24 protein-coding genes are annotated in these 26,638 nt (G+C 33.3%); 22 read left to right on the top strand and 2 right to left on the bottom strand.

Annotated elements, in window-relative coordinates; translation table 11 throughout:
• The first annotated feature begins 310 nt into the window (after positions 1-310).
• From KO527_RS04610 to ihfA, 5 genes are all read left to right on the top strand, one after another.
• Positions 311-1,363 carry a DUF2066 domain-containing protein gene (locus tag KO527_RS04610; protein ID WP_216039182.1) on the top strand — a complete coding sequence of 351 codons (1,053 nt, stop codon included), beginning with the start codon at positions 311-313 and terminating at the stop codon, positions 1,361-1,363.
• Positions 1,363-2,076 (top strand): DnaA regulatory inactivator Hda, encoded by a 714-nt coding sequence (gene hda / locus KO527_RS04605; RefSeq protein ID WP_216039181.1) that lies wholly within the window; start codon positions 1,363-1,365, stop codon positions 2,074-2,076. The genes KO527_RS04610 and hda overlap by 1 nt, the downstream gene beginning before the upstream one ends.
• Positions 2,077-2,167: 91 nt before the next feature.
• Positions 2,168-3,148 carry a phenylalanine--tRNA ligase subunit alpha gene (pheS, locus tag KO527_RS04600; protein ID WP_216039180.1) on the top strand — a complete coding sequence of 327 codons (981 nt, stop codon included), beginning with the start codon at positions 2,168-2,170 and terminating at the stop codon, positions 3,146-3,148.
• Positions 3,149-3,177: 29 nt separating this feature from the next.
• Entirely contained in the window at positions 3,178-5,565 is a 2,388-nt protein-coding gene (gene pheT, locus KO527_RS04595) for a phenylalanine--tRNA ligase subunit beta (protein WP_216039179.1), read from the top strand.
• Between the two features lie 2 nt (positions 5,566-5,567).
• Positions 5,568-5,864, top strand: a complete 297-nt coding sequence (gene ihfA, locus KO527_RS04590) for an integration host factor subunit alpha (RefSeq protein WP_042151020.1) — start codon at positions 5,568-5,570, stop codon at positions 5,862-5,864.
• A 66-nt stretch (positions 5,865-5,930) separates the two neighbouring features.
• Here ihfA and KO527_RS04585 read toward each other — a convergent pair whose 3' ends face one another.
• Positions 5,931-6,728 carry a DUF2989 domain-containing protein gene (locus tag KO527_RS04585; RefSeq protein ID WP_216039178.1) on the bottom strand — a complete coding sequence of 266 codons (798 nt, stop codon included), beginning with the start codon at positions 6,726-6,728 and terminating at the stop codon, positions 5,931-5,933.
• Between the two features lie 151 nt (positions 6,729-6,879).
• On the opposite strand from KO527_RS04585, the gene KO527_RS04580 reads away from it, so the two are divergent.
• From KO527_RS04580 to KO527_RS04555, 6 genes are all read left to right on the top strand, one after another.
• Positions 6,880-8,325: a glyceraldehyde-3-phosphate dehydrogenase gene (locus KO527_RS04580; RefSeq protein WP_216039177.1), complete on the top strand. Its 1,446-nt coding sequence runs from the start codon at positions 6,880-6,882 to the stop codon at positions 8,323-8,325.
• A 169-nt stretch (positions 8,326-8,494) separates the two neighbouring features.
• Positions 8,495-9,997 carry an alanine/glycine:cation symporter family protein gene (locus tag KO527_RS04575; RefSeq protein ID WP_216039176.1) on the top strand — a complete coding sequence of 501 codons (1,503 nt, stop codon included), beginning with the start codon at positions 8,495-8,497 and terminating at the stop codon, positions 9,995-9,997.
• A gap of 97 nt (positions 9,998-10,094) precedes the next feature.
• Entirely contained in the window at positions 10,095-11,222 is a 1,128-nt protein-coding gene (locus KO527_RS04570) for a M14-type cytosolic carboxypeptidase (protein WP_216039175.1), read from the top strand.
• 136 nt (positions 11,223-11,358) lie between these two features.
• Complete coding sequence (locus KO527_RS04565) at positions 11,359-11,685, top strand: hypothetical protein (RefSeq protein WP_042151006.1); 327 nt, start codon at positions 11,359-11,361, stop codon at positions 11,683-11,685.
• Positions 11,686-11,967 (top strand): DUF1315 family protein, encoded by a 282-nt coding sequence (locus KO527_RS04560; RefSeq protein WP_042151004.1) that lies wholly within the window; start codon positions 11,686-11,688, stop codon positions 11,965-11,967.
• Positions 11,951-14,671: a DUF349 domain-containing protein gene (locus tag KO527_RS04555; RefSeq protein WP_216039174.1), complete on the top strand. Its 2,721-nt coding sequence runs from the start codon at positions 11,951-11,953 to the stop codon at positions 14,669-14,671. The genes KO527_RS04560 and KO527_RS04555 overlap by 17 nt, the downstream gene beginning before the upstream one ends.
• 85 nt (positions 14,672-14,756) lie before the next feature.
• Here the strand turns inward: KO527_RS04555 and KO527_RS04550 are convergent, their stop codons facing one another.
• Positions 14,757-16,052, bottom strand: coding sequence for an anti-phage deoxyguanosine triphosphatase (locus tag KO527_RS04550; protein ID WP_216039173.1), 1,296 nt, complete (start codon positions 16,050-16,052; stop codon positions 14,757-14,759).
• Between the two features lie 94 nt (positions 16,053-16,146).
• Between KO527_RS04550 and KO527_RS04545 the strand changes: the two genes are divergently transcribed.
• The 11 genes from KO527_RS04545 to KO527_RS04495 all read left to right on the top strand — a co-directional run bounded on the left by KO527_RS04545 (position 16,147) and on the right by KO527_RS04495 (position 26,621).
• Positions 16,147-16,713, top strand: coding sequence for a hypothetical protein (locus tag KO527_RS04545; RefSeq protein ID WP_216039172.1), 567 nt, complete (start codon positions 16,147-16,149; stop codon positions 16,711-16,713).
• A gap of 176 nt (positions 16,714-16,889) precedes the next feature.
• Positions 16,890-17,708 (top strand): glucosaminidase domain-containing protein, encoded by an 819-nt coding sequence (locus KO527_RS04540; protein WP_216039171.1) that lies wholly within the window; start codon positions 16,890-16,892, stop codon positions 17,706-17,708.
• The gene (locus tag KO527_RS04535) at positions 17,701-18,369 is read left to right on the top strand and encodes a DUF2987 domain-containing protein (RefSeq protein WP_216039170.1); all 669 of its coding nucleotides are present in this window, start codon (positions 17,701-17,703) and stop codon (positions 18,367-18,369) included. Before KO527_RS04540 ends, KO527_RS04535 begins: the two co-directional genes overlap by 8 nt.
• A gap of 129 nt (positions 18,370-18,498) precedes the next feature.
• Entirely contained in the window at positions 18,499-19,149 is a 651-nt protein-coding gene (locus KO527_RS04530) for a UPF0149 family protein (RefSeq protein WP_216039169.1), read from the top strand.
• Between the two features lie 68 nt (positions 19,150-19,217).
• Positions 19,218-20,480 (top strand): oligosaccharide flippase family protein, encoded by a 1,263-nt coding sequence (locus KO527_RS04525; RefSeq protein WP_216039168.1) that lies wholly within the window; start codon positions 19,218-19,220, stop codon positions 20,478-20,480.
• Between the two features lie 14 nt (positions 20,481-20,494).
• Positions 20,495-21,550: a polysaccharide pyruvyl transferase family protein gene (locus tag KO527_RS04520; protein WP_216039167.1), complete on the top strand. Its 1,056-nt coding sequence runs from the start codon at positions 20,495-20,497 to the stop codon at positions 21,548-21,550.
• Positions 21,547-22,476, top strand: coding sequence for a beta-1,6-N-acetylglucosaminyltransferase (locus KO527_RS04515; RefSeq protein WP_216039166.1), 930 nt, complete (start codon positions 21,547-21,549; stop codon positions 22,474-22,476). Before KO527_RS04520 ends, KO527_RS04515 begins: the two co-directional genes overlap by 4 nt.
• Positions 22,466-23,527 (top strand): glycosyltransferase, encoded by a 1,062-nt coding sequence (locus KO527_RS04510; RefSeq protein ID WP_216039165.1) that lies wholly within the window; start codon positions 22,466-22,468, stop codon positions 23,525-23,527. The genes KO527_RS04515 and KO527_RS04510 overlap by 11 nt, the downstream gene beginning before the upstream one ends.
• Before the next feature lie 9 nt (positions 23,528-23,536).
• Positions 23,537-24,625 carry an EpsG family protein gene (locus tag KO527_RS04505; RefSeq protein WP_216039164.1) on the top strand — a complete coding sequence of 363 codons (1,089 nt, stop codon included), beginning with the start codon at positions 23,537-23,539 and terminating at the stop codon, positions 24,623-24,625.
• Positions 24,622-25,509: a glycosyltransferase family 2 protein gene (locus KO527_RS04500; RefSeq protein WP_216039163.1), complete on the top strand. Its 888-nt coding sequence runs from the start codon at positions 24,622-24,624 to the stop codon at positions 25,507-25,509. Before KO527_RS04505 ends, KO527_RS04500 begins: the two co-directional genes overlap by 4 nt.
• Positions 25,509-26,621, top strand: a complete 1,113-nt coding sequence (locus KO527_RS04495) for a glycosyltransferase family 4 protein (protein WP_216039162.1) — start codon at positions 25,509-25,511, stop codon at positions 26,619-26,621. Before KO527_RS04500 ends, KO527_RS04495 begins: the two co-directional genes overlap by 1 nt.
• Positions 26,622-26,638: the final 17 nt, after the last annotated feature.

The raw sequence follows: 26,638 nt of genomic DNA, 5'->3' as shown, positions 1-26,638 counted from the left end.
TCGCCAGGCTCCTAATTAGTAGAAAGCCGATACAGAAATGTATCGGCTTTTTTACTTTTCTGAGTTTAATATTATTAAGATTAACTTGCGATAACAGCAGTCTCCACTCCCATAATCAGAAGAAGAGCCCGATACAGAAAAGTATCTTTTTTATTTTAAGAATTGTCATTTTAATCATCATATACTCTGAGCTTTCCTAAAGCTTTTAGCGTTTGCTGTCCCTTCAAAGCATTGCCTTTAAAAATACTTTTGATTTGTTTGATTGATTGCTTTAGGATCTAGTTGCCTTTGAATTAAAACTTTGATTTCTGTGTATAAAACTCTACTAATTATATTCCTATTATTTTTTGCTGCTTTTTCTAAAGGGGTAGAAGTAAAAGATCTGTATCAATATAAAATCTTAGTTAATGACAAAACAAGAACATCTCGTTTAGCTGCAAGTAAAGATGCTTTAGGCAAGGTACTTTTAAAGGTCAGTGGTCAAAATATTGATATGACAAGCAATTCAATTAGAAAAGCAAAGCGAAATATACCATCCTATATGCTTAAGTATGAGTATTTTGACGGAAATAATGATCAACAATTTTTGGTTGTGCAATTTGAAGCGAGCAAGGTAGATAGACTGCTAGAATCTGAAGAGTTACCAATCTGGGGTAATCGAAGACCTTTAGTTGCATTGTGGCTCGCTACAGAAGACGAATATCGACGTGAATTAGTTACGCAGGATAGCTATCCGCAATTAGAACAACTACTTACTGATAAAGCGTCCAGAAGGGGACTTCCTATTGTCATACCATTACTTGATTTGGAAGACAGACAACTGGTCTCAGTAACAGATGTTTGGGCAAACTTCTCCGCTCCTATTATTAAAGCATCAGAAAAATATAATTCAGAAAGAATTGTAACAGCAAGACTATATCAAGATGTTAATAATAATTTATGGAAACTCGACTGGCGTTTTAGTGATGAGTCCCAGTTTTCCTTAAATGAACTTGTAGGTGACAAACAACAAATCGTTGGTCAAATGATTGATGATGTTTCAGACAAACTCGCAATTCAATATGCAGTAGAAGCTTTAAAATTTAATGAAAACGGTCTTTTTGATATAACACTTACAGGGCTAAAGAATTTTACAAATGTTGAATTAGCTAAGAGACAACTATTAAGCTTTTCTGTGGTTGACTCGGTATTACTTAAAGTTGTAAAAAATAACAAGTTCCACTTGCAACTCAGACTCTCTGGTAGCCCACTTGATTTAGCAAAAGCACTTGAACTAGATAGCTCATTTGTTAAATTATTTGACCCTTTGGCTTCTGTTAAAGAGAACCCAAAAAATTCCTATCGCTGGGTTGGTTTAAATTAATGACTATTGAACCAATGCAAATGGCTTTACCCGTTACTTTACCCGATGATGAAACTTTCTCGAGTTACTTTGGGGGTGAAAACTCACAGGTAGTCATGCATTTAGAATCTGTTCTTGAAAAATCAAAGCAAGATAATAAATTTGAATTTACTTATTTATGCGGCTTAGCTGAATCAGGTAAATCCCATTTATTGTATGCGAGTTGTGTTAAAGCGCAGGAACTTGGTTTATCAACTATTTTACTGACAATGAGTGATATAATCGATCTATCGCCAGACCTGCTTTTTGGTCTAGAATCTATGGATGTCTTATGTATCGATGACTTACAGCTTGTTGCACAAAACCCAAAATGGGAAAAAGCACTTTTTAATTTTTATAATCGTTTTAATGAAAGTGGCAAAGTTTTAATCTTTGCTGCAGACTTACTGCCAGATATGCTAAATATTGCATTGCCTGATTTAGAGTCTCGTCTAAAATGGGGCACCACATTTCAAATTCGATCTATGAGTGATGATGATAAAGCTGAAGCCCTTGTTAAAAGAGCCAAAATGCGTGGACTTGAATTATCGTTAGAATGTGCGCGATTTTTATTAACAAGGTTAAGTAGGGATATGCGTGCTTTGGTAGACGTTTTAAATAAATTAGATCACGCGTCAATCGTTCAACAACGCAAAATTACCATTCCTTTCATAAAAACAACACTTAACTTATAGTTTTTACGCTCTAAACTAGCATCTTCTTGCTAATATCAGTTATCATATTGCCCTGAAAAAATATCTGCCTCTTTAAAGAGATCAAAGTCTAATGAATTTAGAAAATATCTTATCTCAAGCGCTGAGTGCGGTTGAGAATGCAAGTGAAATCGCCCATTTAGAAGATGCGCGCGTAAATTACCTAGGTAAAAAAGGTGAAATCACCAGTTTACTTAAAAGTTTAGGTAAAATGGACCCTGCTGAACGTAAAAATGCTGGTCAAGTTATTAACCAAGCAAAACAAGAAGTTCAGGCAAAAATTAATGAAAAACGTGAGCAATTAGTTTCAGCTGCTTTAGAAGCTAAACTAGCTGCTGAAACGATTGATGTGACGCTACCTGGTAGATCTATGCCTACAGCAGGTCTGCATCCAGTAACACGTACAATACAGCGTATTGAAAGCTTTTTTGGTGAGCTTGGTTTTGAAGTGAAATCAGGCCCTGAAATTGAAGATGATTTTCATAACTTTGATGCTTTGAATATTCCAGAACACCATCCAGCGCGTGCTGATCATGATACTTTTTACTTTAATCCTAAATTAGTATTACGTACTCAAACAAGTGGTGTTCAGATCCGTACTATGGAAAATGAAAAACCGCCTTTACGTATTATTTCACCAGGTAAAGTTTATCGAAATGATTACGATCAAACACATACTCCTATGTTCCATCAAGTTGAAGGTTTGATGGTTGATACTGATGTGAGTTTTACTGAATTAAAAGGTATTTTACATGACTTCTTAAGAAACTTTTTCGAAGAAGACATGGAAATTCGTTTTAGACCGTCTTACTTCCCATTTACTGAACCATCAGCTGAAGTTGATGTGATGGGAAAAAATGGTAAATGGCTAGAAGTATTGGGTTGTGGCATGGTTCACCCTAATGTTCTACGTTCAGTTGGTATCGATCCAGAAAAATACACAGGTTTTGCTTTTGGCATGGGTGTTGAGCGTTTAACTATGCTGCGTTATGGCGTAAATGATTTACGTGCATTCTTTGAAAACGATTTAAAATTCTTAAATCAATTCCGTTAGAATTTCTTAACCAAACAGAGAGAAAATAGATGAAATTTAGTGAAAAGTGGTTAAGAGAATGGGTTAATCCAAATATGGATACCAATGCTCTATCGGAACAACTATCAATGGCTGGACTAGAAGTTGATGGTATTGATCCTGTTGCGGGTGATTTCACAGGTGTTGTTATCGGTGAAGTGATTTCTGCTGAGCAACATCCAGATGCTGATAAGTTACAAGTTACAAAAGTAAATGTTGGTGAAGCCGAGCCACTAGATATCGTATGTGGTGCAGCAAACTGTCGTGTTGGTCTTAAAGTAGCAGTTGCCAAAGTAGGTGCAATCCTTCCAGGTAACTTTAAAATCAAAAAAGCGAAACTACGCGGTCAGCCTTCAATGGGCATGTTATGTGCTTTTGAAGAATTAGGTATGAGCGAAAGTTCTGACGGTATTCTGGAATTACCACAAAATGTAACTATTGGCCAAGATATCCGTGAATACTTCGACCTTGAAGATAAAATCATTGATGTTGACTTAACGGCTAACAGAAGTGATTGTCTAGGGCTTAAAGGTATTGCCCGTGAAGTAGGCGTATTAAATAGCCTTGACGTTCAAGAATTAGTTATCGAAGCGGTTGTACCAACAATAGACGATAAAATTGATATTGAACTTGTAAACTCTGATGCTTGTCCACGTTATTTAGGTCGTGTGATTAAGAATGTTAATCTAGATGCGCAAACACCATTATGGATGGTTGAAAAATTACGTAGAAGTGGCATTCGTTCAATTGATGCAATCGTAGATGTAACAAATTACGTATTGCTAGAACTTGGTCATCCTATGCACGCGTTTGACTTAGCATCAATTAAAGGCGGTATCAAAGTTCGCAGTGCTGAGCAAAACGAAGAACTATTATTACTGGATGGTAATACCGTTAAGTTAGATGCATCTACTTTAGTAATCGCTGATCACGAAAAATCATTAGCTATGGCTGGCATTTTTGGTGGCGAAAAATCTGGTGTAACAACAGAAACTAAAGATATCTTATTAGAAAGTGCTTTTTTCAGCCCGCTTGCAATAGCTGGTCAAGCACGTAAGTACGGTTTGCACACTGATGCATCACATCGCTACGAACGTGGTGTTGATCATCAATTGCAGCATGACGCTATGGAACGCGCTACTGCGCTTTTATTAACTGTTGTTGGTGGTGCGGCAGGGCCAGTTGTTGAAGCTGTTGCAAATGAAAAACTACCAAAGTCAAAAACAGTAACTTTACGTCAATCACGTTTAAATAAAGTAATTGGTCATGTTATTTCTCAAGAGCAAGTAACTGATATCCTAACTCGCTTAGGTTTAACTGTGTCATTTGATAATGAACAGTGGCAAGCGGATATTCCGAGTTACAGATTCGATATAAGCATAGAAGAAGACTTAATAGAAGAAGTTGCACGTGTTTACGGATATAATAATATCCCAAATGTTGCACCAAAAGCAGCATTAAAAATGACACGTCATAATGAAGCTGATTTAAGTACGAATAAAGTAAGAAATACTTTAGTAACATTAGGCTATCAAGAAGCAATCACATATAGCTTTGTAGATCCTAAGGTACAAAGTATCCTACACCCAAGTGCAAATCCGCTTGTATTACCACATCCAATTTCAATCGAAATGTCAGTGATGCGTGTCAGTATGCTTCCAGGCTTACTATCATCTCAAGTTTATAACCAAAATCGTCAACAAGCGCGTATCCGTTTGTTTGAACATGGCTTAAAATTTATAAAAGATGAAAGTGCCGAAAATGGCGTATTACAAACGCCAGTGATCAGCGGTGCCATCTCAGGTTCAACAGTTGGTGAACATTGGGATGTTGCTACACGTTCAGTTGACTTTTTTGACCTTAAAGGTGATGTTGAATCACTATTAGCATTAACAGCGGATAAATCATCGTTTGAGATCAAAGCTGAGCAAGTTGAAGGCCTACATCCAGGTCAATCTGCAGCGATTTACAGAAATAATAAAAAAATTGGATTTTTAGGTGCTCTGCATCCACAAATTCAAACTAAACTAGATATCAATAACCAAACTTTTGTTTTTGAAATCGAAATGTTAGGGTTAGAAACACGTAAATTACCATTGGCTCAAGACATCTCAAAGTTCCCTGCGAACCGCCGAGATATCGCAATTGTAGTCAAAGAAGAGGTAAATTCAGGTGATATTCTAACAATGATAGAAAATGTTGGCGGAAATCAACTGGTTGAGCTAAACTTGTTCGATGTGTACAAGGGGAAAGGAATTGACTCTGGTTATAAGAGTCTTGCAATTGCCCTAACACTACAAAATGTTGAGCGGACTCTTGAAGAGAAAGATATCAACTTAGTGGTTGACCAAGTGGTGGCCTCATTGGCCGAAAAATTTAATGCTTCCTTGAGGGACTAAATATGGCGCTTACAAAAGCCGACATAGCAGAACACCTTTTTGTAAAATTGGGGATCAATAAAAAAGATGCCAAAGAAATAGTTGAAACTTTTTTTGAGAAAATTCGCTCTGCTCTAGAGAATGGTGAACAAATTAAGCTTTCAGGTTTCGGCAACTTTGATCTTCGTGATAAAAGTGAACGACCGGGTAGAAACCCTAAAACGGGTGAAGATATTCCTATCGCGGCTCGTCGTGTTGTAACCTTCCGCCCTGGGCAAAAGCTCAAAACAAGGGTAGAAGTTGGAACTAGCAATAAATAATTGTGTGTTTCAAAAGTAAAAAAGGTAGCTATCAGCTACCTTTTTTATTGCTTTGAACTCTAAAAGTTAAAAATCCCTTGGGGAGAAAAAAGTACCATTTTCAATTTGTTCTTGTGTCTTATTGGCTAGTTCCTCTAAATTATTTAAAGATTTACCTTGGGTCTCCAACATATGTTCTAACGGTGTGATTTCAATATTTTCAATACCAGATTCTTTTGCAATTAAGGCCCAAATATAAGCATGTTTATACTTCTTTTGTTTATAAAAGATATTTACTAAGGTTTTATATATTTCATTGTTCGGTGTGCCATCTTCGGGATTTAGTTCTAAAGCACGATATAATAAATTTACGGTTTTTTCTAAATCAAATTTAATATAATACGTCGCCAATAAAAATTGCATTTGGGTATTTTTCATTGACTCAGCGTTTTCTAAACTCAAAAACTTATTTAAAGCGGCTTCATCATTTGTATGAGACCATTGGTAGTAAAGTATGCCCGGATGGGAGGTATCTTTTGTTTCAGCAATAAGGCGCTTTATTTCTCTTAAGCTGGTCATATAGCCTTTTATACGTGAGTTTTTCTTTTCTTTGAGCTTTATGTGCTCTATTTGAGATGCTAGATGTATACAGCTGGAGTACTCTTCAAAATCTAGTAACAAATTATATTTGTTTTCATCTGATGGGTCTTGTTTTTCTAAATGGCGTTTAACAATGACTTCAGAGCGAATTGCATTACAGTGTCCATCAGTATTTAAGTCACTACAAAAGCTTTCGTTTAAATCACATACTTCACGCACTGATATTTGCCTTTCGCAACCAATTAGAAATAACGGTGCAAAAATTAATGCGTATTTGATCTTCATCCTAATTATAATTCCCTTATTCGTTTTATGTATTTAGTTTAGCGTAATCAAATCAATGATGACAGGGCTAGAGAAAAAATGAATTTTCAATTATAATATGCGCGCCCATAGGGGCTATCCGTTCAAAATTTGTTTATATTAGGCAGAAAAAATGACTTCATCTCACGAACAAGATTATCAGAATAGTTGGCAGGAACGCCAAGATTACGCTGAAAGCATGCAGCCAATCATAGGTAAACTTTACCGTAAATCAGGCATAGAAATTGCCGTATATGGTCGTCCACTAGTTAGCGCTAGTACAATTGACGTGATTAAAGCACATAAAACAGTTGCTCAGTTTGAAGAAAATAAGCTTCGTTTACGTGAAAGCTTTCCATTCCTAGAAGCTATCAGCAAAATGGATTTAGCATCAGCTAGAATCGATATCGGTAAATTAGCTTACGCATACATTTATAAAAATGTAGCGGCAGGTCGCTCTATTGAGCAATACCTAACTGACGAATTAACTGAAATCAATGAAACTTCTCACAACGAAAAACCACGTGACGTTGTACTTTATGGTTTTGGCCGTATTGGTCGCTTATTAGCGCGTTTATTAATTGAGCAAGGTGGTCCACACGCTAACTTAAACTTACGTGCAATTGTTGTACGTGGTGGCCGTAAAGGTGATTTAGAAAAACGTGCAAGTTTATTGCGTCGTGATTCAATCCACGGTCCTTTTAATGGTTCAATAACTGTTGATGAAGAATTAAAAGTAATCAAAGCTAACGGCGCTTACATTCAGGTAATTTATGCAAATTCACCTGATGAAGTGGATTACACTGCATACGGTATTGAAAACGCATTAGTTGTTGATAATACAGGTATCTGGAAAGATGAAGATGGCCTAGGTCTACACCTTAAATCTAAAGGTACTTCAAAAGTATTATTAACAGCTCCTGCTAAAGGCGCTATTAAAAATGTTGTTTACGGCGTAAATAACAAAGATATCTTAAATGAAGATAAAATAGTATCAGCAGCAAGCTGTACAACAAATGCTATCACTCCAACTTTAAAAGCATTAAATGACAAGTTTGGTATTGAAAACGGTCATGTTGAAACGGTTCACTCTTACACAAATGATCAAAACCTAATTGATAACTATCATTCAGCTGAGCGTCGCGGACGTGCCGCTGCATTAAATATGGTAATTACATCTACGGGTGCTGCAAAAGCAGTATCAAAAGCTTTACCTGAATTAGAAGGTAAATTAACGGGTAATGCTATTCGTGTACCTACACCTAATGTTTCAATGGCTATTTTAAACATCAACCTTAAAAATGAAACAACGGTTGAAGAGCTAAATGAATATTTACGTGAAACAGCACTTTACTCTGACTTACGTGATCAGATTGATTACACTGCATCAACTGAAATCGTTTCTACAGATTTAGTTGGCAGCCGTTACGCAGGAGTTGTAGATTCACAAGCAACAATTGTTGATGGTAAACGTGTAGTACTTTACGTTTGGTATGATAATGAGTTTGGTTATAGCTGTCAGGTAGTACGTGTAATGCGTGATATGGCTGAAGTTACTCACCCAAGCTTACCAAGATAGATAGTAAATAAGATATAAATGCTGTTCAATTAATTGAACAGCATTTTTTTTATCCAAATTTTAATTCATCTCATTTATCAGAGATGTCACCTCGTTTATTGATCACACCTTACTGGGTGTGATACTTTACCCGCAATTAACATAATTATAATAAAAACGGAGTATACAAGTGCAAGAAATAGTCACTTTTTTAAATAGTATTATCTGGAGCCCGGTTTTAATTTATCTATGCCTAGGCACTGGTTTATTTTTCTCTGTTATGACACGTTTTGTGCAATTGAGATTATTCAAAGAAATGTTCCGTTTGTTATTGTCTGGTAAAAGTTCAGAAAAGGGGATCTCTTCCTTTCAAGCTTTAGCGGTCTCATTATCTGGCCGTGTTGGAACGGGTAACATTGCAGGTGTTGCAGCAGCAATTGGTTTTGGTGGCCCGGGTGCCGTATTTTGGATGTGGGTGGTTGCTTTTTTAGGTTCTGCTACTGCATACATCGAATCAACACTTGCCCAAATTTATAAAGAAGAAACAGACGGTCAATACCGTGGTGGTCCAGCTTATTATATTGAAAAAGCAATGGGGCAAAAATGGTATGCTTGGTTCTTTGCAATCGCAACTATTATAGCAACTGGATTGCTTTTGCCTATGGTACAGTCTAATGGTATTGGTGAAGCTGTTGTTCAAGTCTTTGGTCAAGGTAGCACAATAGACACAGCGCTAGGTACAGTGAGCATGGTAAAAGTATATGTCGCTACTGGTATTGTAATGTTACTTGGTTTTATCATTTTTGGTGGTGTTAAACGTATTGCAAACTTTACACAAGTAGTTGTGCCATTTATGGCTTTGGCTTACATCATTATTTCAGTTGTAATTATTGTATTAAATATAGACCGAGTTCCAGAAATCTTTATGTTAATAATTGGAGATGCATTTACGCCTATGGCTGGTGTTGGTGCTGCGATTGGTTGGGGTGTAAAACGCGGTGTTTACTCTAATGAAGCAGGTCAGGGGACAGGCCCTCACGCAGCTGCTGCCGCAGAAGTAGAGCACCCAGCACAACAAGGTTTAGTTCAAGCTTTCTCTGTATATATAGATACAATTTTTGTCTGTTCAGCGACTGCATTTATGATCCTTATCACAGGTATGTATAATGTGCATGTGCCAGGCGCTGAAGAAACATTTATTATTCAAAATGTAGCAGCGGATGTTGCTGCAAATAGCCCCGCTTATACACAAATAGCCGTTGAAAGTGTCTTTACAGGTGTGGGTAAGCCATTTATCGCACTAGCGCTTTTCTTCTTTGCTTTCACTACAATACTGGCTTATTACTTTATTGCAGAAAACAATGTTTATTATATTAAACGCACTTTAAAACTTCCGGGCTTAACATTTGCTCTAAAAGTTTTAATTATGCTTGCTACTTTCTATGGTACGGTTAAAGCAGCTGATTTAGCTTGGGCACTAGGCGATATCGGCGTAGGTATGATGGCATGGTTAAATATAATCGGTATTCTAATTATCTTCTTTATGGCAAAGCCTGCAATTAAAGCGCTTAAAGATTATGAATCACAAAGAAAAGCAGGTGTAGAAACTTATACATTCGATCCTAAAGCTTTAGGAATAGAAAAAGCAGATTTCTGGGAAGAACGAATTAAAAATAAACAGAACGAGCAATAACTCTTTTAAAAGCCATCGTAAGATGGCTTTTTTATTTCCTATTTATGCTAAGATCGATTTTCACACATTATAAAAGAACAGTTAAAGGTTATTTAAAATGAAAATATCAAGTCAATTTGATAGTGGTAACATTGTTGTTAAAGCGGCCCAGAATCCGTTAGATATTCAATTAGAGATACAAAAAGACCATGAGTCAGATTTTTTTCAATGGTTTCATTTTCGTTTAGAGACACAACAAGACCAACTTCATAAAATAAATATCAGTAACCTAGAAAACTCCGCTTACCCAGAGGGTTGGGATAACTACCAAGCAGTTGCGTCATACGATCGTCAAACCTGGTTTAGATTACCGACTTCATATGAAAACGGCACATTAACAATTGAATGTGAGCCAGAATGTTCTCATTTATATATTGCTTATTTTGCACCTTACAGCTACGAGCGCCATTTAGATCTTGTTTATTGGGCACAAGGGCATGAGATTTGTGAGATAGAAACACTGGGTCAAACATTAGATAATCGCGATATGACAGTTTTACGTATTGGTGAGCCAGCTGAAGATAAAAAGAACATTTGGATCACTGCACGTCAACATCCAGGTGAGACGATGGCTGAATGGTTCGCAGAAGGGTTATTACATAAATTATTAGATGATGAAGATAGCCACGCTGCTGCACTGTTATCTAAAGCTGTGTTTTATATAGTACCAAATATGAACCCTGATGGCAGTGTTCGTGGTCATTTACGTACTAATGCCAAAGGTGTTAACTTAAACCGTGAATGGCAAACACCTACGATGGAAAACAGCCCAGAAGTATTTTTAGTACGTGAAAAAATGTTTTCTACGGGCGTGGATATGTTCTTAGATATTCATGGTGATGAAGCATTACCATATAATTTCGTAGCTGGCTCTGAAGGGATCCCAAGTTATGATGATAAAATGAAGTCATTAGAAGAGTCATTTAAGTCTGCATTGCTTACAATTACCCCAGAATTTCAGGATGAGTTTGGTTACGATAAAGACGAGCCTGGTAAAGCAAATTTAACTGTGGGTTCTTGTTGGGTTGCAGAAGAATTTAAATGTTTATCTTACACAATTGAGATGCCTTTTAAAGATAATATCAATTTACCAGATGCAGATTACGGTTGGTCTGATAGACGCTCATATTCGTTTGGTCAAGATACATTAGCTGCAATCGTAAATGTTGTTGATGAGCTAAGATAAAGACCTTGCATTTAAATGCACTAGTTTAAAAGACAAAGGCGACTAAGCCTGATAGAATAAACAGCGCTCAATAGAGCGCTTTTTTATTCTTTTTATTTTATTCAAGTGCTGATATGCATATAAAGGAGCTTTATAGATGGCAATTATCGCCTGCCCAAGTTGTGCTAAGCAAATTTCAGATAAACATCAGCAGTGCCCACATTGTGAAATTAATATAAATAACTTAGATAACGAAGAGAAAAAAAGAATTGCTTCAGAAGTTAAACTTAAGAAAAAACAGCAAATTATGAATCATTCTTTTCTTGCTTTGATTATCTTTTTATCAGGTTTTTTAGTTTTATATACGCGTGCCCCAGAGCAAGATTCAGTAGAGTTATTGATCAGTCAATCAGCCATCGCAATTGGTTTTATTTGGTATTTGATTAATCGCATTCGCCTTTTATTTGTAAAGAAGACTAAATAAATGAATTTAGAACACCTGATTAGTAATATCACCCCAGAATTATTCGAGCGTTTAAAATATGGTGCTGCAACAGGGCGTTGGCCTGATGGTGTTGCTTTATCCGATGCACAAAAAGAACAAACAGTGCAGTTAGTCATGCTTTATCAAGCAAAAGTAGAACAATCAAACGAACAGTTTACTATTTCAAGTGATGGTGAAATGGTTATGAAATCAAAACGCGAACTAAAGTCACAATTTGCAGAACAAAAAGAGATAGCAAGGTTTAATGAAAATGATATTTAAGCAGTTATTCACCCCTAAATGGAAACACCCTAAACTTTCAGTGAGATTAGGTGCTGTAGATAAATTAAATATTAGCGATGAAAAAGACGCAAAAATATTAGATACGCTCGCATTTTCTGATGAAGCTGTAGAAGTAAGAAAAGAAGCGCTAAATAAACTTAATGATATCAGCATTTGGTACAAAGCATTTAAAAAAGATCAGTCAAATGGCATAAAAGATTTGGCTGAGCAGCATGTTTCTAAAGCTGTATTAAAAAGTGATGAAAGTTTACCATCACAAATAAAGTCAGAATATATAGATACTTGTAATAAGAATTCTTTATTAGAGAAACTGGCATTAGATGATAAATGCCAGAGTTTAAGGATTAAATTGCTAAAACGTTTAGCAAAAGCAAATTTAATAGAAACTGCATTTAAACAAGGTGATGAATCATTTCAGTTGGCGATCCTTGATTTAGTTGAACAATATAAGTTATTAAAAATTTGTCAAAGCAAAGCTCTAGGTGAAGTAACAACTAAAATTGCAGCTATCTTAGCACAGCAAAAACTAGCTAAAGAAATGCCGATAGTTGTAGAAAAAGAAGTAAAACTTATTTTAGCTAAGCTTAATGCACTGCGTGAAAAAACAGATTATGCACTTGTTAAATCTCAATCAGAAGCATTATCTAAAAGTTGGCAAGCCCTAGAGCTAAAATGGTTATCGGAAGAACAATTAAATACAGCAAGCGTAAAATACTTGGCATTAGAAACAAAACTAGAAACTGCTTTAGCGAAACTTGAGTATGAGCATAATGAAAAGTTAGCTATAAGAGCTTCACAAGAAAAAGCAAAAGCTGCTTTGGCACATTTTAATGATTTAATAAATAAAATTGACGAACAACTGGCGGTCAGTTTATTAACACCATCATCAGAGAGTACAGCTGAGTTAACAGCTCAAGTAAATAACGCTCAAAAAGAAATTAATGATCATACACCAAAACTAGCTGAGCATGGCAGCTTACAAAAATCATTAGATAACTTCTCAAAACAAATTAATACTTTACCAGAGTTAATTCGTTGCACAGAAGCATTTAATGAAGTCCTTGCTCGCTTTAGTACTCTGACTATTCCTACAGAGATAGCGCAATTTGACGACGCTTTATCTACTTTTACTGTTTGGAAAAAAGACATCAAAGCATTACTCCCTAAAATGCCAGCTTCTGTTAAACAAGCCAATACCAATGCATTTCATGAGTTAGTAACGCAGTGGCAAGATGCAACTAAAGAGTTAAAAAACACACTAGAAAATGCACGTAAGCAGTCTCAAAAGAAATTGAGAGATTTAAAAAGGCTGCTTGATCAAGGTCGATATAATATCGCATTTGGTGTATTTAAAGGTATGGATGAAATCTACCAAACTTTAAGTGAAAACTATAAGGTAAGTTTAGTTAATGATTATGATCAAATTGAAAAAGCATTAGCAAAAGCACAAGAGTGGCAGCAATATGTCGCTGAACCAAAACGTGATGAAATTATCACTGAATTAAAAGAATTGATTGCTCAAGAGTGTGATGATGCAAAATCGCGCTCAACTTTGGTTAAATTATTCAGAAAACGTTGGAATGAGTTAGGCCGTGTAAATAGTGAAGATGCTAAGTTAAAAGCGAATGAATTTGACTTATTACTTGAACAAGCTTTTAGCCCTTGTAGAGCATTTTTTGCAGAACAAGAAGCACAAAGAAAAACACATTTGATCGAACGTGAACAAATAATCGAAAAAATGATCGCATTAAATTCTTTACCTACTGACAGTATTATTGAATTTAAAGCGCTTGAAACTGAGTATAACAAATTATCTAAATCTTGGCGTCAAGCTGGATCAGTTGATTCTCAAGTTTATCAAGGGCTACTGAGCAATTACAAAAATGCTGAAAAATCGATAGTATCTCAAATCAGATCAAAACATAAATCTAATGCTGAACTTAAAACCGCTTTATTAGAGCAAGCAACTGAACTTACTTCTAGTGAGGATATTGTTCAAGCATGTGATCAATTAAAGCAGTTGCAAGATCAGTGGAGACAAATTGGTTTTGCCGGAAATAAAGCAGAAAATGATTTATGGCAAGCCTTTAGAAAGTGCAATGATGATGTTTTTTCTCAAAGAGAAACTGTTAAACAGCAGCAAGAAAAGCAAATGAATGCACAGAGTATCGCACTTGAAGAGACTTTATCACTACTAACATCACAGGTACCTCAAGCAGTTAATGCACAAGCTATAAATGCTTTATTAAAAGAAGTTAATACTTTTGCACTATCAATACCACATTCATTAAAAGAGATTAAATCTCAAACGAATGAATTAATAAGTAATATTGTCTCTAAATTATCACAACTGGAAAGTGATGCTAAAATCGCGCAATATACTTCATTATTTGATTCTTTAATAAATGATTATACTGTGCCTGAGAATTGGCTTAAAACAGTTAAAGATATTAAGTTAACAAGAGCACAGCTAACGGTTCGTATGGAAATTTTAGCTCAAGTCGAAACACCTGCTTGTGATGCTAAGTTAAAAATGGATGAACAAATAGCGATGTTAAGTGAAAAAATGTTAGGTGAGCAGAATCAATTGAATGACTTACTCGCACAGTGGTTAAATGTATCTGAGTTTACTGAAAATGATGTTACGTTTATCGCGCGTATTAAGCCAATATTCACAGCTTAATTAATACCATCTTTATAGATAAAAGCCAGCTGATAATACAGCTGGCTTTTTTATTTGAACGTTTAGCTTGAATATACTTTTTAAATTAGTCAACTTGTGCTGAAAATAATCTGTTATGTACTTTATAAGCATATTCATCTGACATACCAGCAATATAATCACATATTACTCTATTACCACAGCCAGTAGATTCGTATAATTCCTGCCATCTAACTTGGGTATTTTCAGGTAATAATCTCATAGGATCACTCGCAAAGGCACCAAACATTTCTATAATAAGCTTTTGACCTTTAAATTCAATTTGCTGCATTTGTGATTGACGTATTAAAAGTTTATTTATGAATCGTTTGAGCACTTGTAAAATCTCCTTATATTCTTCAGGTAAATACAAACTGTAAGATAATAATGGAGATGAAAAACCATGGTTATTTTTTGCTATCTTATTTTCGGTAATAAATAAATTAACGAACTCACCAATCGCGTCTTTACGGTCACAGTGGTGTTTAGAAAATAACTTTTGTGTGATCCTTGAGATATTCTTTTTGATCCAAGGGCTCGATATTTTATTCAATTCATTTAATGCCACATCTTGCCATTGAGACAAACTAATAATACCTGTCGCAATAGCATCTTCTAAATCATGAACTGCATAAGCAATATCATCTGCAAGTTCCATGATAGAAGCATCTAAAGACTTGTGAATTGTTTTATTACGAAATTCATCTAGTGACTTATATTGTCTAATTAAGGCTTGGTCAGAATTATTAAAAGGCGCTAAAATCCAATCAAAAACAGCTGTATCATCTGTATATAACCCTTTCGCAGGCTTCCATAAATCGGCTTTAATATAAGGTAAGTTTGGATCAATTTCAGGCTGCTTAATCCATAATTTATCAATGAACTCAGGATATTTAATAAATCCTAATAAAGTTCTTCTGGTCAAGTTCATGCCAAAATCTTGGGTATAAGGCTCAAGTTTAGAAACAATTCTAAGTGTTTGGGCATTGCCCTCAAAACCGCCACTGTCTCTCATCATGTAGTTTAACGCAATTTCTCCTCCATGGCCGAAGGGTGGATGACCAATATCATGCGCTAAACATAATGTTTCTATTTGACTACGGCATGGTAGAAAATCTGTGTTTTGAAGTGTACTTCTAAGTTGTCCTAAGATGCCACTACCAATTTGAGCGACTTCTAAAGAGTGGGTGAGTCTTGTGCGATAAAAATCATCAACTCCTATTCCCATTATTTGAGTTTTAGCCTGCAAGCGCCTAAATGCAGCAGCATGAATGATCCTTGACCTATCTTTTTGAAAAGCAGTTCGATGATCATTTGGTCTATTTTTATCTTCTGTACTACGTCTTTGAAACCAAGAGTTCATCACAATATTCCATATTTATTTGTAACAATTAACATTTTACGTTTTCAAGATTTATATCATAAACTTAGTGTATGCAAATCATAAGGAGGTAACAATGCCTTTACCTATATTTATAATTGGAGCCAGTATCGTAGGTGGATTACTGATAAATGATCAACATAAAAAATATCTGAAAAAACAAGATAGTGATAGGTTAGGATACAAAAGTAAAAATAACATAATAGCCAGATCGCCTTCAGATTTACTACCAAGTAGTAAAAGCCAAAAAATGACCCCTGGTACTATTGTCTGTTGCCATGTTTATGGCGGTTTTGAACATACAGGTATCGTTATTGATGATAACTTAATTATTGAGTTACATGGTTCAGGTTTGGTAAAAGCGGTATCAGCCAAACGATTTTTATTTAGCAGAAGCGGTGAAACTATTTTTATAGCGTGTAACAAAGTAGGGGAAGCATTTATATTTTATGATGCGATAGAAAGAGCGCAGCAAGAGGCCTATAAATATTATGATTATCACTTATTTGAATGTAATTGTTATACCCATACTTTGTCGTGCATTATAGGTCGAATAGTAAAACTAAACAGTTTTGAAGATTTTAACACTCAATTATATCAATTAACGCAAGAGTCAATATATTGGGATAGAGCGACGCTTTAACCGCTTAATTCGCGTTTTTATACAGTTCAGGTATAATATCGCGAAATTTGGTGGGGTTGTGTGATAAAAGGACTTTTTATTTAAGCACGTCTTTATGATTTTTACATCATAAAGCATAAATAACAACCCTGTATTCGTATCATTTTTAACTTGGTACAAACAAAGAGGAATTTTTAATGCTTAAAAACACATTACGTCTTATCGTGATTAGTTTAACCTTGTACGGGATTGTATATCCATTTTTAATTAACCCGCCTGAAAAAACAGAAATAGTAACAGTCACACCGGTTAAAGAAATAAAAATTGTAAAAGTTAAAGTTGAGCAACCTTTACATTCAGTAAAATTACCTGATTTTGCTGTAATAAGGGATATTAAATTAAAAAAGAAAACATTTTTTAATTACATTAAGCCACATGTTAAAGCGGCAAATAAACAAATTCTACAGCAACGCGCACAATTAGAAATTGCATTAATGATGCTGCAATTTGATGATGCTTTAGAAGATAAACAGTTAAATCAAATGATTGCTATTTTTAAGCAGTACAAAGTTAAACATATTGTTGATGCTGCGGGTATTCGTTTAGCGCTTGAACGTGTTGATATTGTGCCAAGTGAACTTGCATTAATGCAAGCCGCAAATGAGTCAGCTTGGGGAACGTCACGCTTTGCTCGAATAGGCCTGAACTTCTTTGGTCAATGGTGTTATAAAAAAGGGTGTGGCATGGTACCTAAAAATAGAAATACAGGTGCAAACCATGAAGTTGCGGCTTATAAATCTGTTCGTGCAGCAGTAAATGCATATTTTTATAATATCAATACCAATCGTGCTTATAAATCACTTCGTGATATTAGAGCGCATCAAAGACAGCTTCAACAAACGCCTTCTGCAGAAGGTTTAGCACAAGGTTTACTTGCTTACTCTGAGCGTGGAGAGGCTTATGTTGATGAAATTAGCCATATGATACGTTTAAACCAGGAATATTTTAGTGAATAATCGTTTTTCTACATTCGCATTGAGTGTTGCATTAGTTAGTACCAGTTTTATCACAACAGCTAAAGAGTTTGTTGCATCTTACGATGGTTTTTATGATCGTATGAAAGTTGTAAATAAAGGTGAATTTACCCAAGCAAAGGTAGGCTTTTACTTAAAGGAATTTTCTAGCGGTGAAAGCTGTATCTTATCTAAAGGGCATATCATTACTGAAAAACAAGAGTTTCCTTTGAATTTCTCCCAGAATATGGAATTGTTACTACCATTTGATGAGAAATTAGATAAAGACAAAGCGATGGTTATCGCTTATCCAAAAAATCCTGAACATGAATGTCAATTAGTGATGCAGATCGAAGCACTAGCCAACCATCAAACACGCTTTACTAAGTCAGAGCTGTATACGAGCTACACTGAATTAGATGATCTAATTGATGATTTATCTGGCTTTGTCTTAAGCACTGTTTTTGGTTTTTTAATGCCTGATATGGTTGGTGTCACTTTAGTATTTGATCAGCGCGTTAATTTGTTATCTCAAAGTAATAACGCAGTAAAATGTAGTGATATGAGATGTACAATTACAATGAATTCTGACTGGAAAGACAATTCTGATGAATTGAACTTCTCTATTGCACCTACTAAAATTATTCCTTATATAGAAAAGTAATATTGATATTGGCGACAAATTAGTGTCGCCAATAATAGCTGGTCCTATTTATCCTAGACATATCTTATATTCTGCAAACTCTATTATCCCAACTATAATTTACATAACTTAATTAATATCTAGATAAGTATGTTAAATAAAACATCACTATTAACTATGGAATCTTTCTTAACGAGTTCACTGTGCACAAGCCAATTAACACTTAACCAAATGCTAGGTGCCATGACAAGTTTTATTTCTTGTCCTGAATATATAGAAGAAGCAAACTTAGAAGAATTAATTGTTGGCAATACAGATGAAGGGTTTATTAAAGTGATTGAGCCTGGACCTGTGCATCATGCGTGGATTGATATTTTTAATCAAATTGATTCTGCATTAGAGCATGAGCATTTTTCTTTAACTCGCCATTATCAGATAACTGATTGTATGAATCAGCCTCCTGAGCAATTGTCTCAATGGTGTGAAGGTTATTTAAAAGGTTCACAGCTTACTCAGAGTATCTGGCAAGAAGATTTTAATTTATTAGATACCATTCCTGATTTCAAAAAAGGACACAATTTAATTTTAGAATGTGATGCGTGTTTAAACTTAATTTCGATGTTTGCAGATTGGGATAGAGCATTAAAGGTCAATAATGACCCAGAACTTGTAAAGTCACAGGTATTAAATATTTGTAACTCGATAGAGCAGGGGGTTGCTTTATTTTATCAGTTAGGGATTTCATTTAATGAAATTAAAATTGATGCAAGAGATTTGGAAGATATTAATTCTATATTGTAATATGATAGACTGTTAGTTTTGTAGCTAAATGGTATATAATGTTAAAAAACTAATGTTTCAGGTTGTATTTGTTAAATTTAATTTCAAAATCATTACTAAATTCAATTTTATCGGTTTTTTTTGGTTTTTTGTTCAGTGTTATTATTGCAAGAGTTTTAGGGGCTGAAGACAGAGGGATTTTGGGGGTTCTTCTGTTTGTATCTTCGATTGTTTCAAGTATTTCACAGTTAGGTTTGTCTTCAGGATACATTTACTCAAGTAGATACCTTGAAAAGTCATCTCGAGTCTTAATTTTAAAAACAATTTTGATAATTGTATTCTTTAGTTTAATTATATTTATAATTGGAATTAATAGAATATCAAATGCTGACCTTCATTTTTTTTCATATTATCTAATTATTACATCAGTTACTACAACTGTTCATATGTATTTACTTCAATCATCTCAAGTGGATGAGCGGCTACTCCAATATAATTTAGCTAAATTTTCATTCCCACTGTTTAACTCCATAGGTATTTGTCTACTTTGGTTCTGTATAGAAAAAATCAACATAATCCATATTATAACTTTAAATGTTTTCTCAATGTCAGTATGCTGCTTAATTTTATTAAAAGGGATATATAATTATGAGAAACTTAGAATAAATAAAGACCCACTTTTTGTAAAAGATATTTTTAATTATAGTCTTAAAATGTATGCTACTAATATTACTGGTGTGTTTTTAAACTCCATTGATAAGTTTATTTTAATGAAAATAGGTTCTTTTAGTGATGTAGGCATTTATTTAGTTGCATTTAGCACTTCAAGACTTATTGGTATTATACCTGAAACAATATCAACAATTATTTTTTCAAAATATGCTGGTAAAAATCAAGGTGATTCTCCGGTTATCATCTCATATGCTTTTACATGTCTTCTATGTCCCCTTCTTTTATTTGGGTGTGTGATTTACGGAGTTGGTTACTTTATGGTGCCAATTATTTTTGGAATCAGTTATAGTGGTGCAATACATCCATTTGGAATCTTAGTGCTGGAGTGCATTTTATCAAGTACTGGTTGGATTTTGGCTCAAAGATTTAATGTTTCAGGAAAACCGGGCTTAGTTTTTTTTAGGCAAATAATTTCTATATTACCGCTACTTTTGTTATTTTTAATACCGACTGAAGGAGAGATAGTTATTTATATAAGTATAGCATTACTTTTTTGTTCATTATTTAGATTATTTATAACCTTATTCCAATATAAATTCATTTTAAATGAACCTGTTCCATCATTGATACCTAAAAAACACCATTATAGTTTTTTATGGTCTGTCATTAACAAACAATGAAACTGCAATCAAATATGAAGAAAATGTTACCATTGAAGTTCAAACAATATATAAAAAGTTATTTTTTAAAAAATAACATAAATCATTATAAAAATAATAAACTTCAAAGAAAAATATTTATTGTGCTCGCAGCTGATTACGGTAATTTAGGAGACGTTGCAATTAGCTATGCACAATATAACTTCTTACGCGACAGCTTTCCTTCAGATCAAATAATTGACGTACCTATAAGTCGTAATCTTCCTAATATACGTTTTATAAAAAGTATAATTCAACCTAATGATATTATTACAATCGTTGGAGGCGGAAATTTCACAAATAAATATCAAGAGATTGAAAACTTTCGATTAAAATGGGTTACCTCTTTTCCTAATAATAAAATTATTTCTTTTCCAATTACGATTGATTTCACAGCATGTCAAGTTGGTGAACTTAGTTTTAAGAGATCAAAAAATATTTATGAAGCACACAAAGACTTTCATTTATTTACTCGGGAAAGTAATTCTCTTTCATACGCTAAAAAAAATATATCATGTCCTGTAGATTTGACTCCTGATATTGTCCTTTCCCTAAATAAGTCACAATCTAAATTTACTCGTGAAGGCATTTTAACATGTATACGCCATGATGAGGAATCTCAATTTTCATCAATTGAGCGAGAAAACTTATTAAAATTGATTAATAATGTTTCAGACGGAAAGGTTAATCATTCTGATACTCACATTAACAAAAACGGCTTATCCTGGAGCGAACGAATCAATGAATTAGAGCTTATATGGGATAAATTTAAAAAAGCCAATGTACTTATAACAGATCGATTACATGGAATGATTTTTGCCGTCATTACCAAAACACCTTGCTTAGTTTTACTAAATAATAATCATAAAATTATTCAAACATATAAAGATTGGCTACTTGATTGTGAATATATTATTTTACTGAAAAATCATGATAATAACGATATTTGTCGAAATATTAAAATTTTAAAATCCATGAATACAAATAATATGAATATGCCAAATTTAACCCCAGAGTTTAATGCCTTGAAAAAGAAGATCACTGATTTATGAGTCAAGATATTAAAATCGCTTTTCTATGTTTAGCTCATAATAATTTTTTATATTTATCTTCTTTATCAAAATATTGCTGTAGTGATGGAGATGGTTTTTTTATTCATTTAGATCGTAAAGTGAAAGGTGAAAAACTGGTTAGCTTAGATGATAGAACTATCCTAGTTGAGGATGATTATAGATTCAGAACTCGATGGGGGACATTAGGCATAGTTAATGCCACTTTAAAACTTCTCGAGTTGTCTTTACAGAAAAATAAATATGATAGATTTATTTTGATAAGCGGATCTGATTTACCTTTATTAACCAAATCTGAGTTAAAAAAGAAGTTAGATAATTCCAGTGAATATATTTCCGTTTGGGATGAAGTCGAAATTAACAGAAGTAAAGGAGATTTAGCAAGAGAGTTTTTTAAAGCTCACTTTTATAATACCAGAATAACTAATCCTGGAGAGGCTTATTTAACTCAAAATAGATTTAGAATTCATCTATCCAGATATTTGAATTTTTTCCTCCAATACCTCCCTATAAGAAGAAAATTTACATTTTCAAAATATTATAAGGGATCTCAATGGTGGTGTATTTCGGCTGAATTAGCTGCTTATTTTATTAAAGAAACAGAGACCAGTTGTTTATTAAGTCAATTCAAGCACATGCATGCACCAGATGAAAAATTTTTTCAGACACTAGCAATGAACTCTGTATTTAAAAATAATTTAATTTCTAAAAATTCACAAGAAGACCTTATTCATGGAATACATTATATTAATTGGGGGGTAAATAGTAAAACTACAGGTATGACTGCTTTTACTTTAGAAAAACTCAGAGATGCAAAAAAGCACAATGCAATGTTTGCTAGAAAAATTAATAATGATAAAACTCCATATATAAAATATATCAAATATTTGAACAACCATGAAAACTAAAGTTTTAATTTTCATCCCTAGTATTGTTAACTGTGGGCCAACTAATGTTGTCTTAGCTTTGATTGAAAATCTAGAACTAGATAATTTCGATGTTCATTTAGTTTATCTTTGGGGGGAAAATAATATATATCTGGACTTACTCAAACGTAAGTGCTCAAAAATATATAAGCTCCAAGGCATTTCTGTAAAATCACTAATTTCTTTATTTAAATTAGTGATTCAATTACAGCCTGCATTAATTCATTCCCATTGTTTGATCCCAGATATATTTACTTACTTTTTAAAGTTAACTTCAGATGTAAAAGTGATGTCTACAGTCCACTGTAATTTAAAGGAAGACTATAAAAGAGAATACGGTAAGTTAAAAAGTAATCTTTTTTTCTTTATACATAAAAATATACTGAAAAGATTCCATAAAGTTATTACGGTATCAGAGTCAGCAAGCCGCTGTTTAGAATTTAAAAATGAGACTATTTATAATGGGGTTAACAAAAATACTATAAAAAAAGTAAGAGGGTTAAAAGGTGAATGCAATCTAGTTTTTGTAGGGCGTTTAATTAATAGAAAAAATTTAAAGTTTTTAATTAATGCACTATTTAATATCAACCAAAAATATGGCTCTAATATAAAGGTATATGTCTATGGTGATGGGCCAGAGCTTTCAAACTTAAAAAACATGGCTAATGTAAATGTGTTTTTTTTGGGGTTTAGAGCTAATCCTTTTAATGAAATAAGCTCAAATTCTATACTCGTAAATCCATCTTTATCTGAAGGTATGCCAATGTCAGTCATAGAGGCTATTTCATATGGGATACCGGCTTTATTATCTAGTATTCATTCACACCAAGAAATAAAAAAACATGTTGACTCTGGGGTTGAATTATTTCAATTTAATTATGATTCTTTTGAAAAAGCACTTTTAAGCTTATTACCAGATTTGATGGAGATGAACTTCAACCAGACTGAAATGATATCTCAATTTAACTCTACTTTTACTTCCTCGGTGATGTCTCTAAAATATCAAGTTCATTATATCGAGATTCAAAAATAGGATTTTTTATTGGTAGTTTATTTTACGTTTATATTTGCATCATTATTTTTTTTATTTTTGAGTAGAACGACTCTTTGTTTAAAAAGTAGAAGCATTTCAATTATAATATCATGTATATCTGCATCTTTTTTGATATTTCTTTCAACTTTTAGGAGTGTCGGAGTCGGAACGGATAGCCATAACTATGTATCGATTTTTAACAATATTCAAGATTTTGATAATGTAATTTTTTATACACTTGCTCAAGGTGAATTTGGTTTTTGGTACCTAAACTATATAGGTCATTTTTTTAGTGATGATTACTTTATAATCTTTTTTTTGATTTCTATTATTATTGTTTATTCATACTATTCCACTATTTTTAAGCTATCACCATATAAAGTGAGTTCTTTATTGGTACTATTACTTATGGGTCCGTATTTGTTTCATTTTAATGGTGCAAGACAAGGTATTGCCATCGCTATATTTTTTGTTTCAATTCAGTTCCTGATAGATAAATCCTTTGCTAGATATACTATTTGCATCCTTGTTGGTTTTTTATTTCACAAGAGTATTATTATTTGCATACCTTTATATTTTTTATTTGTCAAAAAATTAGATTTTAAGCAGTTTGCTTTATTTTCATTCTTATTTATTATCTGTTTTTTAATGTTCAATGAAGTTGTAAGCTTGGTATCTGAAGTTGATAGTCGATATAGTGGGTATTCTCAAAAACAGAATAGCTCAGGTGGTGTCGTAACCAATGCTTTTAATATAATATTATTTTTTTGGTTTTATGTTTGCAAAAAAATCAACTCAATTGATTCTAAACTTTATGATTTAGGGTTTACTTTATTCTTTTTTGGCACTCTAATTAATATTATTTCACTATTATTACAAGTTAACCCTTCTGGTTTCTTAAGGTTTAGTTTGTATTTTAGCCAAGTATCTGTTTTCATTTTACCTATATCAATATATAGCTTTAAAAATAATAAAATTAAATTTCTGATATTATTATATGGCGCAACTTTTATGACGTTATATTTTTATTTTACAACAAGTACATTTAGTAATTTAGTACCTTATTATTTTAATCCTTTAATATCTGAGTATTTATGAAAGTAACAATAGGCATTCCATTCTTTAACCCTGGTTTTTTTTTCCGAGGAAGCATCAACTCGATTTTAAATCAGACTTTTCTAGATTTTGAATTGATTCTTTTAGATGATGGTTCTACAGATGGATCCTTAGAGGTAGCAAAATCTTTTTCGGATAATAGAATTCGTATTATATCGGATGGAGTAAATTTAGGATTACCAAGTAGGCTAAATCAATTAACTGATTTAGCTAAAGGGGAATATATTGCCCGAATGGATGCCGATGACTTAGTTGCTTCAGATAGAATTATTAAACAAGTCGAATACTTAAATAAAAATAAAGATATTAATTTAGTGTCAACTGGAATTTGCTCAATTTCTAATACTGATGATCTAATTTCTTTCCGATTACCGACTCAAGATAAGAGATTAAATACATCAATTAACACAGCCGTTTATGGGAAAACAGAAGTTGCTCATGCATCTATCATGGCTAGAAAGGATTGGTATGTCAGAAATAGATATAATGAAACTGCTAAATTGATGGAAGACTATCAATTATGGCTAGATGCGACTATTAAAAATGACTTTAAAGTTGGTTTTATTAAGGAACCATTATATTTCTATAGAGAAGAAAGTAGCACTGATTACAACAAAATAATAAACTCTTATAAAAATCAATTAAATATTATTAAATTCAATTATAAAGATATTATACCTATTAAAACTCAATTAACATTTACTGTGATTATCAATTTTAAGATCTTTATTACAATGATACTTCATAGATTGGGTTTTATTAATAAACTAATAAATATCAGAAACCGCAAAACACCTCAGGTAAGCGAATGGCGGGACTTTATAGTTAAAGAGTTAAGTAATATTCCTAACTTAAAGGCCAAATAATGAAAAAAATTGTATTTATCGTTTCTTCACCTCTAACTATCAAAGCATTCTTATCGCCATTTATTAAAGCTTTAGCTATTGAAAATGAAGTGCATATAATAGCCAATTTTTCTGAGAGAGAAATTTATGATTTTATTCCAAAAAGAGTTACTCTGCATGCTGTTTCTTTAGAAAGAAACCCAAATATATTAGTTGATATGTTTGCTTTGTTTTCGATATGCAAACTAATTAGAAAACATAAATTTAATATAGTCCATACTTTTACACCTAAAGCAGGTTTAATAGGGCAGGTTTCTGCATTTTTAACTGGGGTAAGATTCAGGTTCCATACATTTACAGGCCAAGTTTGGGCTACAAAAAAAGGGCCTTTTCGCTTTGTATTAAGACTATTTGATAAATTAATAGGGGTATTAGCTTCATTCAGTTTAGTTGATAGCCCTTCTCAAAGAGAATTTTTAATAAAAAATAATGTACTTTCATCTGAGAAGAGCGCTGTATTAGGTAAAGGCTCTATTTCTGGTATAAACCTAGAAAAGTTTAAGTATTCTGAAGACCGAGCCTTAAATATTAGGGCTAAATTAAATTTAAAAAATAATGAATTCGTATATCTATATGCAGGAAGGCTTAAAGTAGATAAAGGTATACCTGAGTTGTTTACAGCTTTCGATTTAGTATCTAAAAATACTAATAGCGTATTAGTTATAGTGGGAGTAGATGAAGACAATTTACTACAATATATTAATAATTCACAAATTATATTCTGTGGCTTTGCTAACGATATTACATCATTTTTTTCAATGGCTGATTTACTATGCTTACCAAGTCATAGGGAAGGCTTTGGGAATGTTATATTAGAAGCTGCTGCATGTGGATTGCCTTCATTAGCCACTAACATTTACGGTTTGACGGATGCTATTATAGATGGTGAAACAGGGATGCTTCATGAAGTGAATGATGTAAGCTCCTTAGCAAGTCATATGAATAAATTACAAGATAATAAAGAAGAACTCCACAGATTAGGTAATAACGCACGTGCTAGAGTCCGCGCTGATTTTTCTGAAGAGTTTATATTGGGTTCATTTTTAGATTTTTATAAATCTAACACATTGTAATAATTAACTTTATATTT

The organism is Pseudoalteromonas sp. C2R02, assembly GCF_018860845.1.
Classification (GTDB): Bacteria; Pseudomonadota; Gammaproteobacteria; order Enterobacterales; family Alteromonadaceae; genus Pseudoalteromonas.
This window is presented reverse-complemented; position numbering and strand designations above follow the sequence as displayed.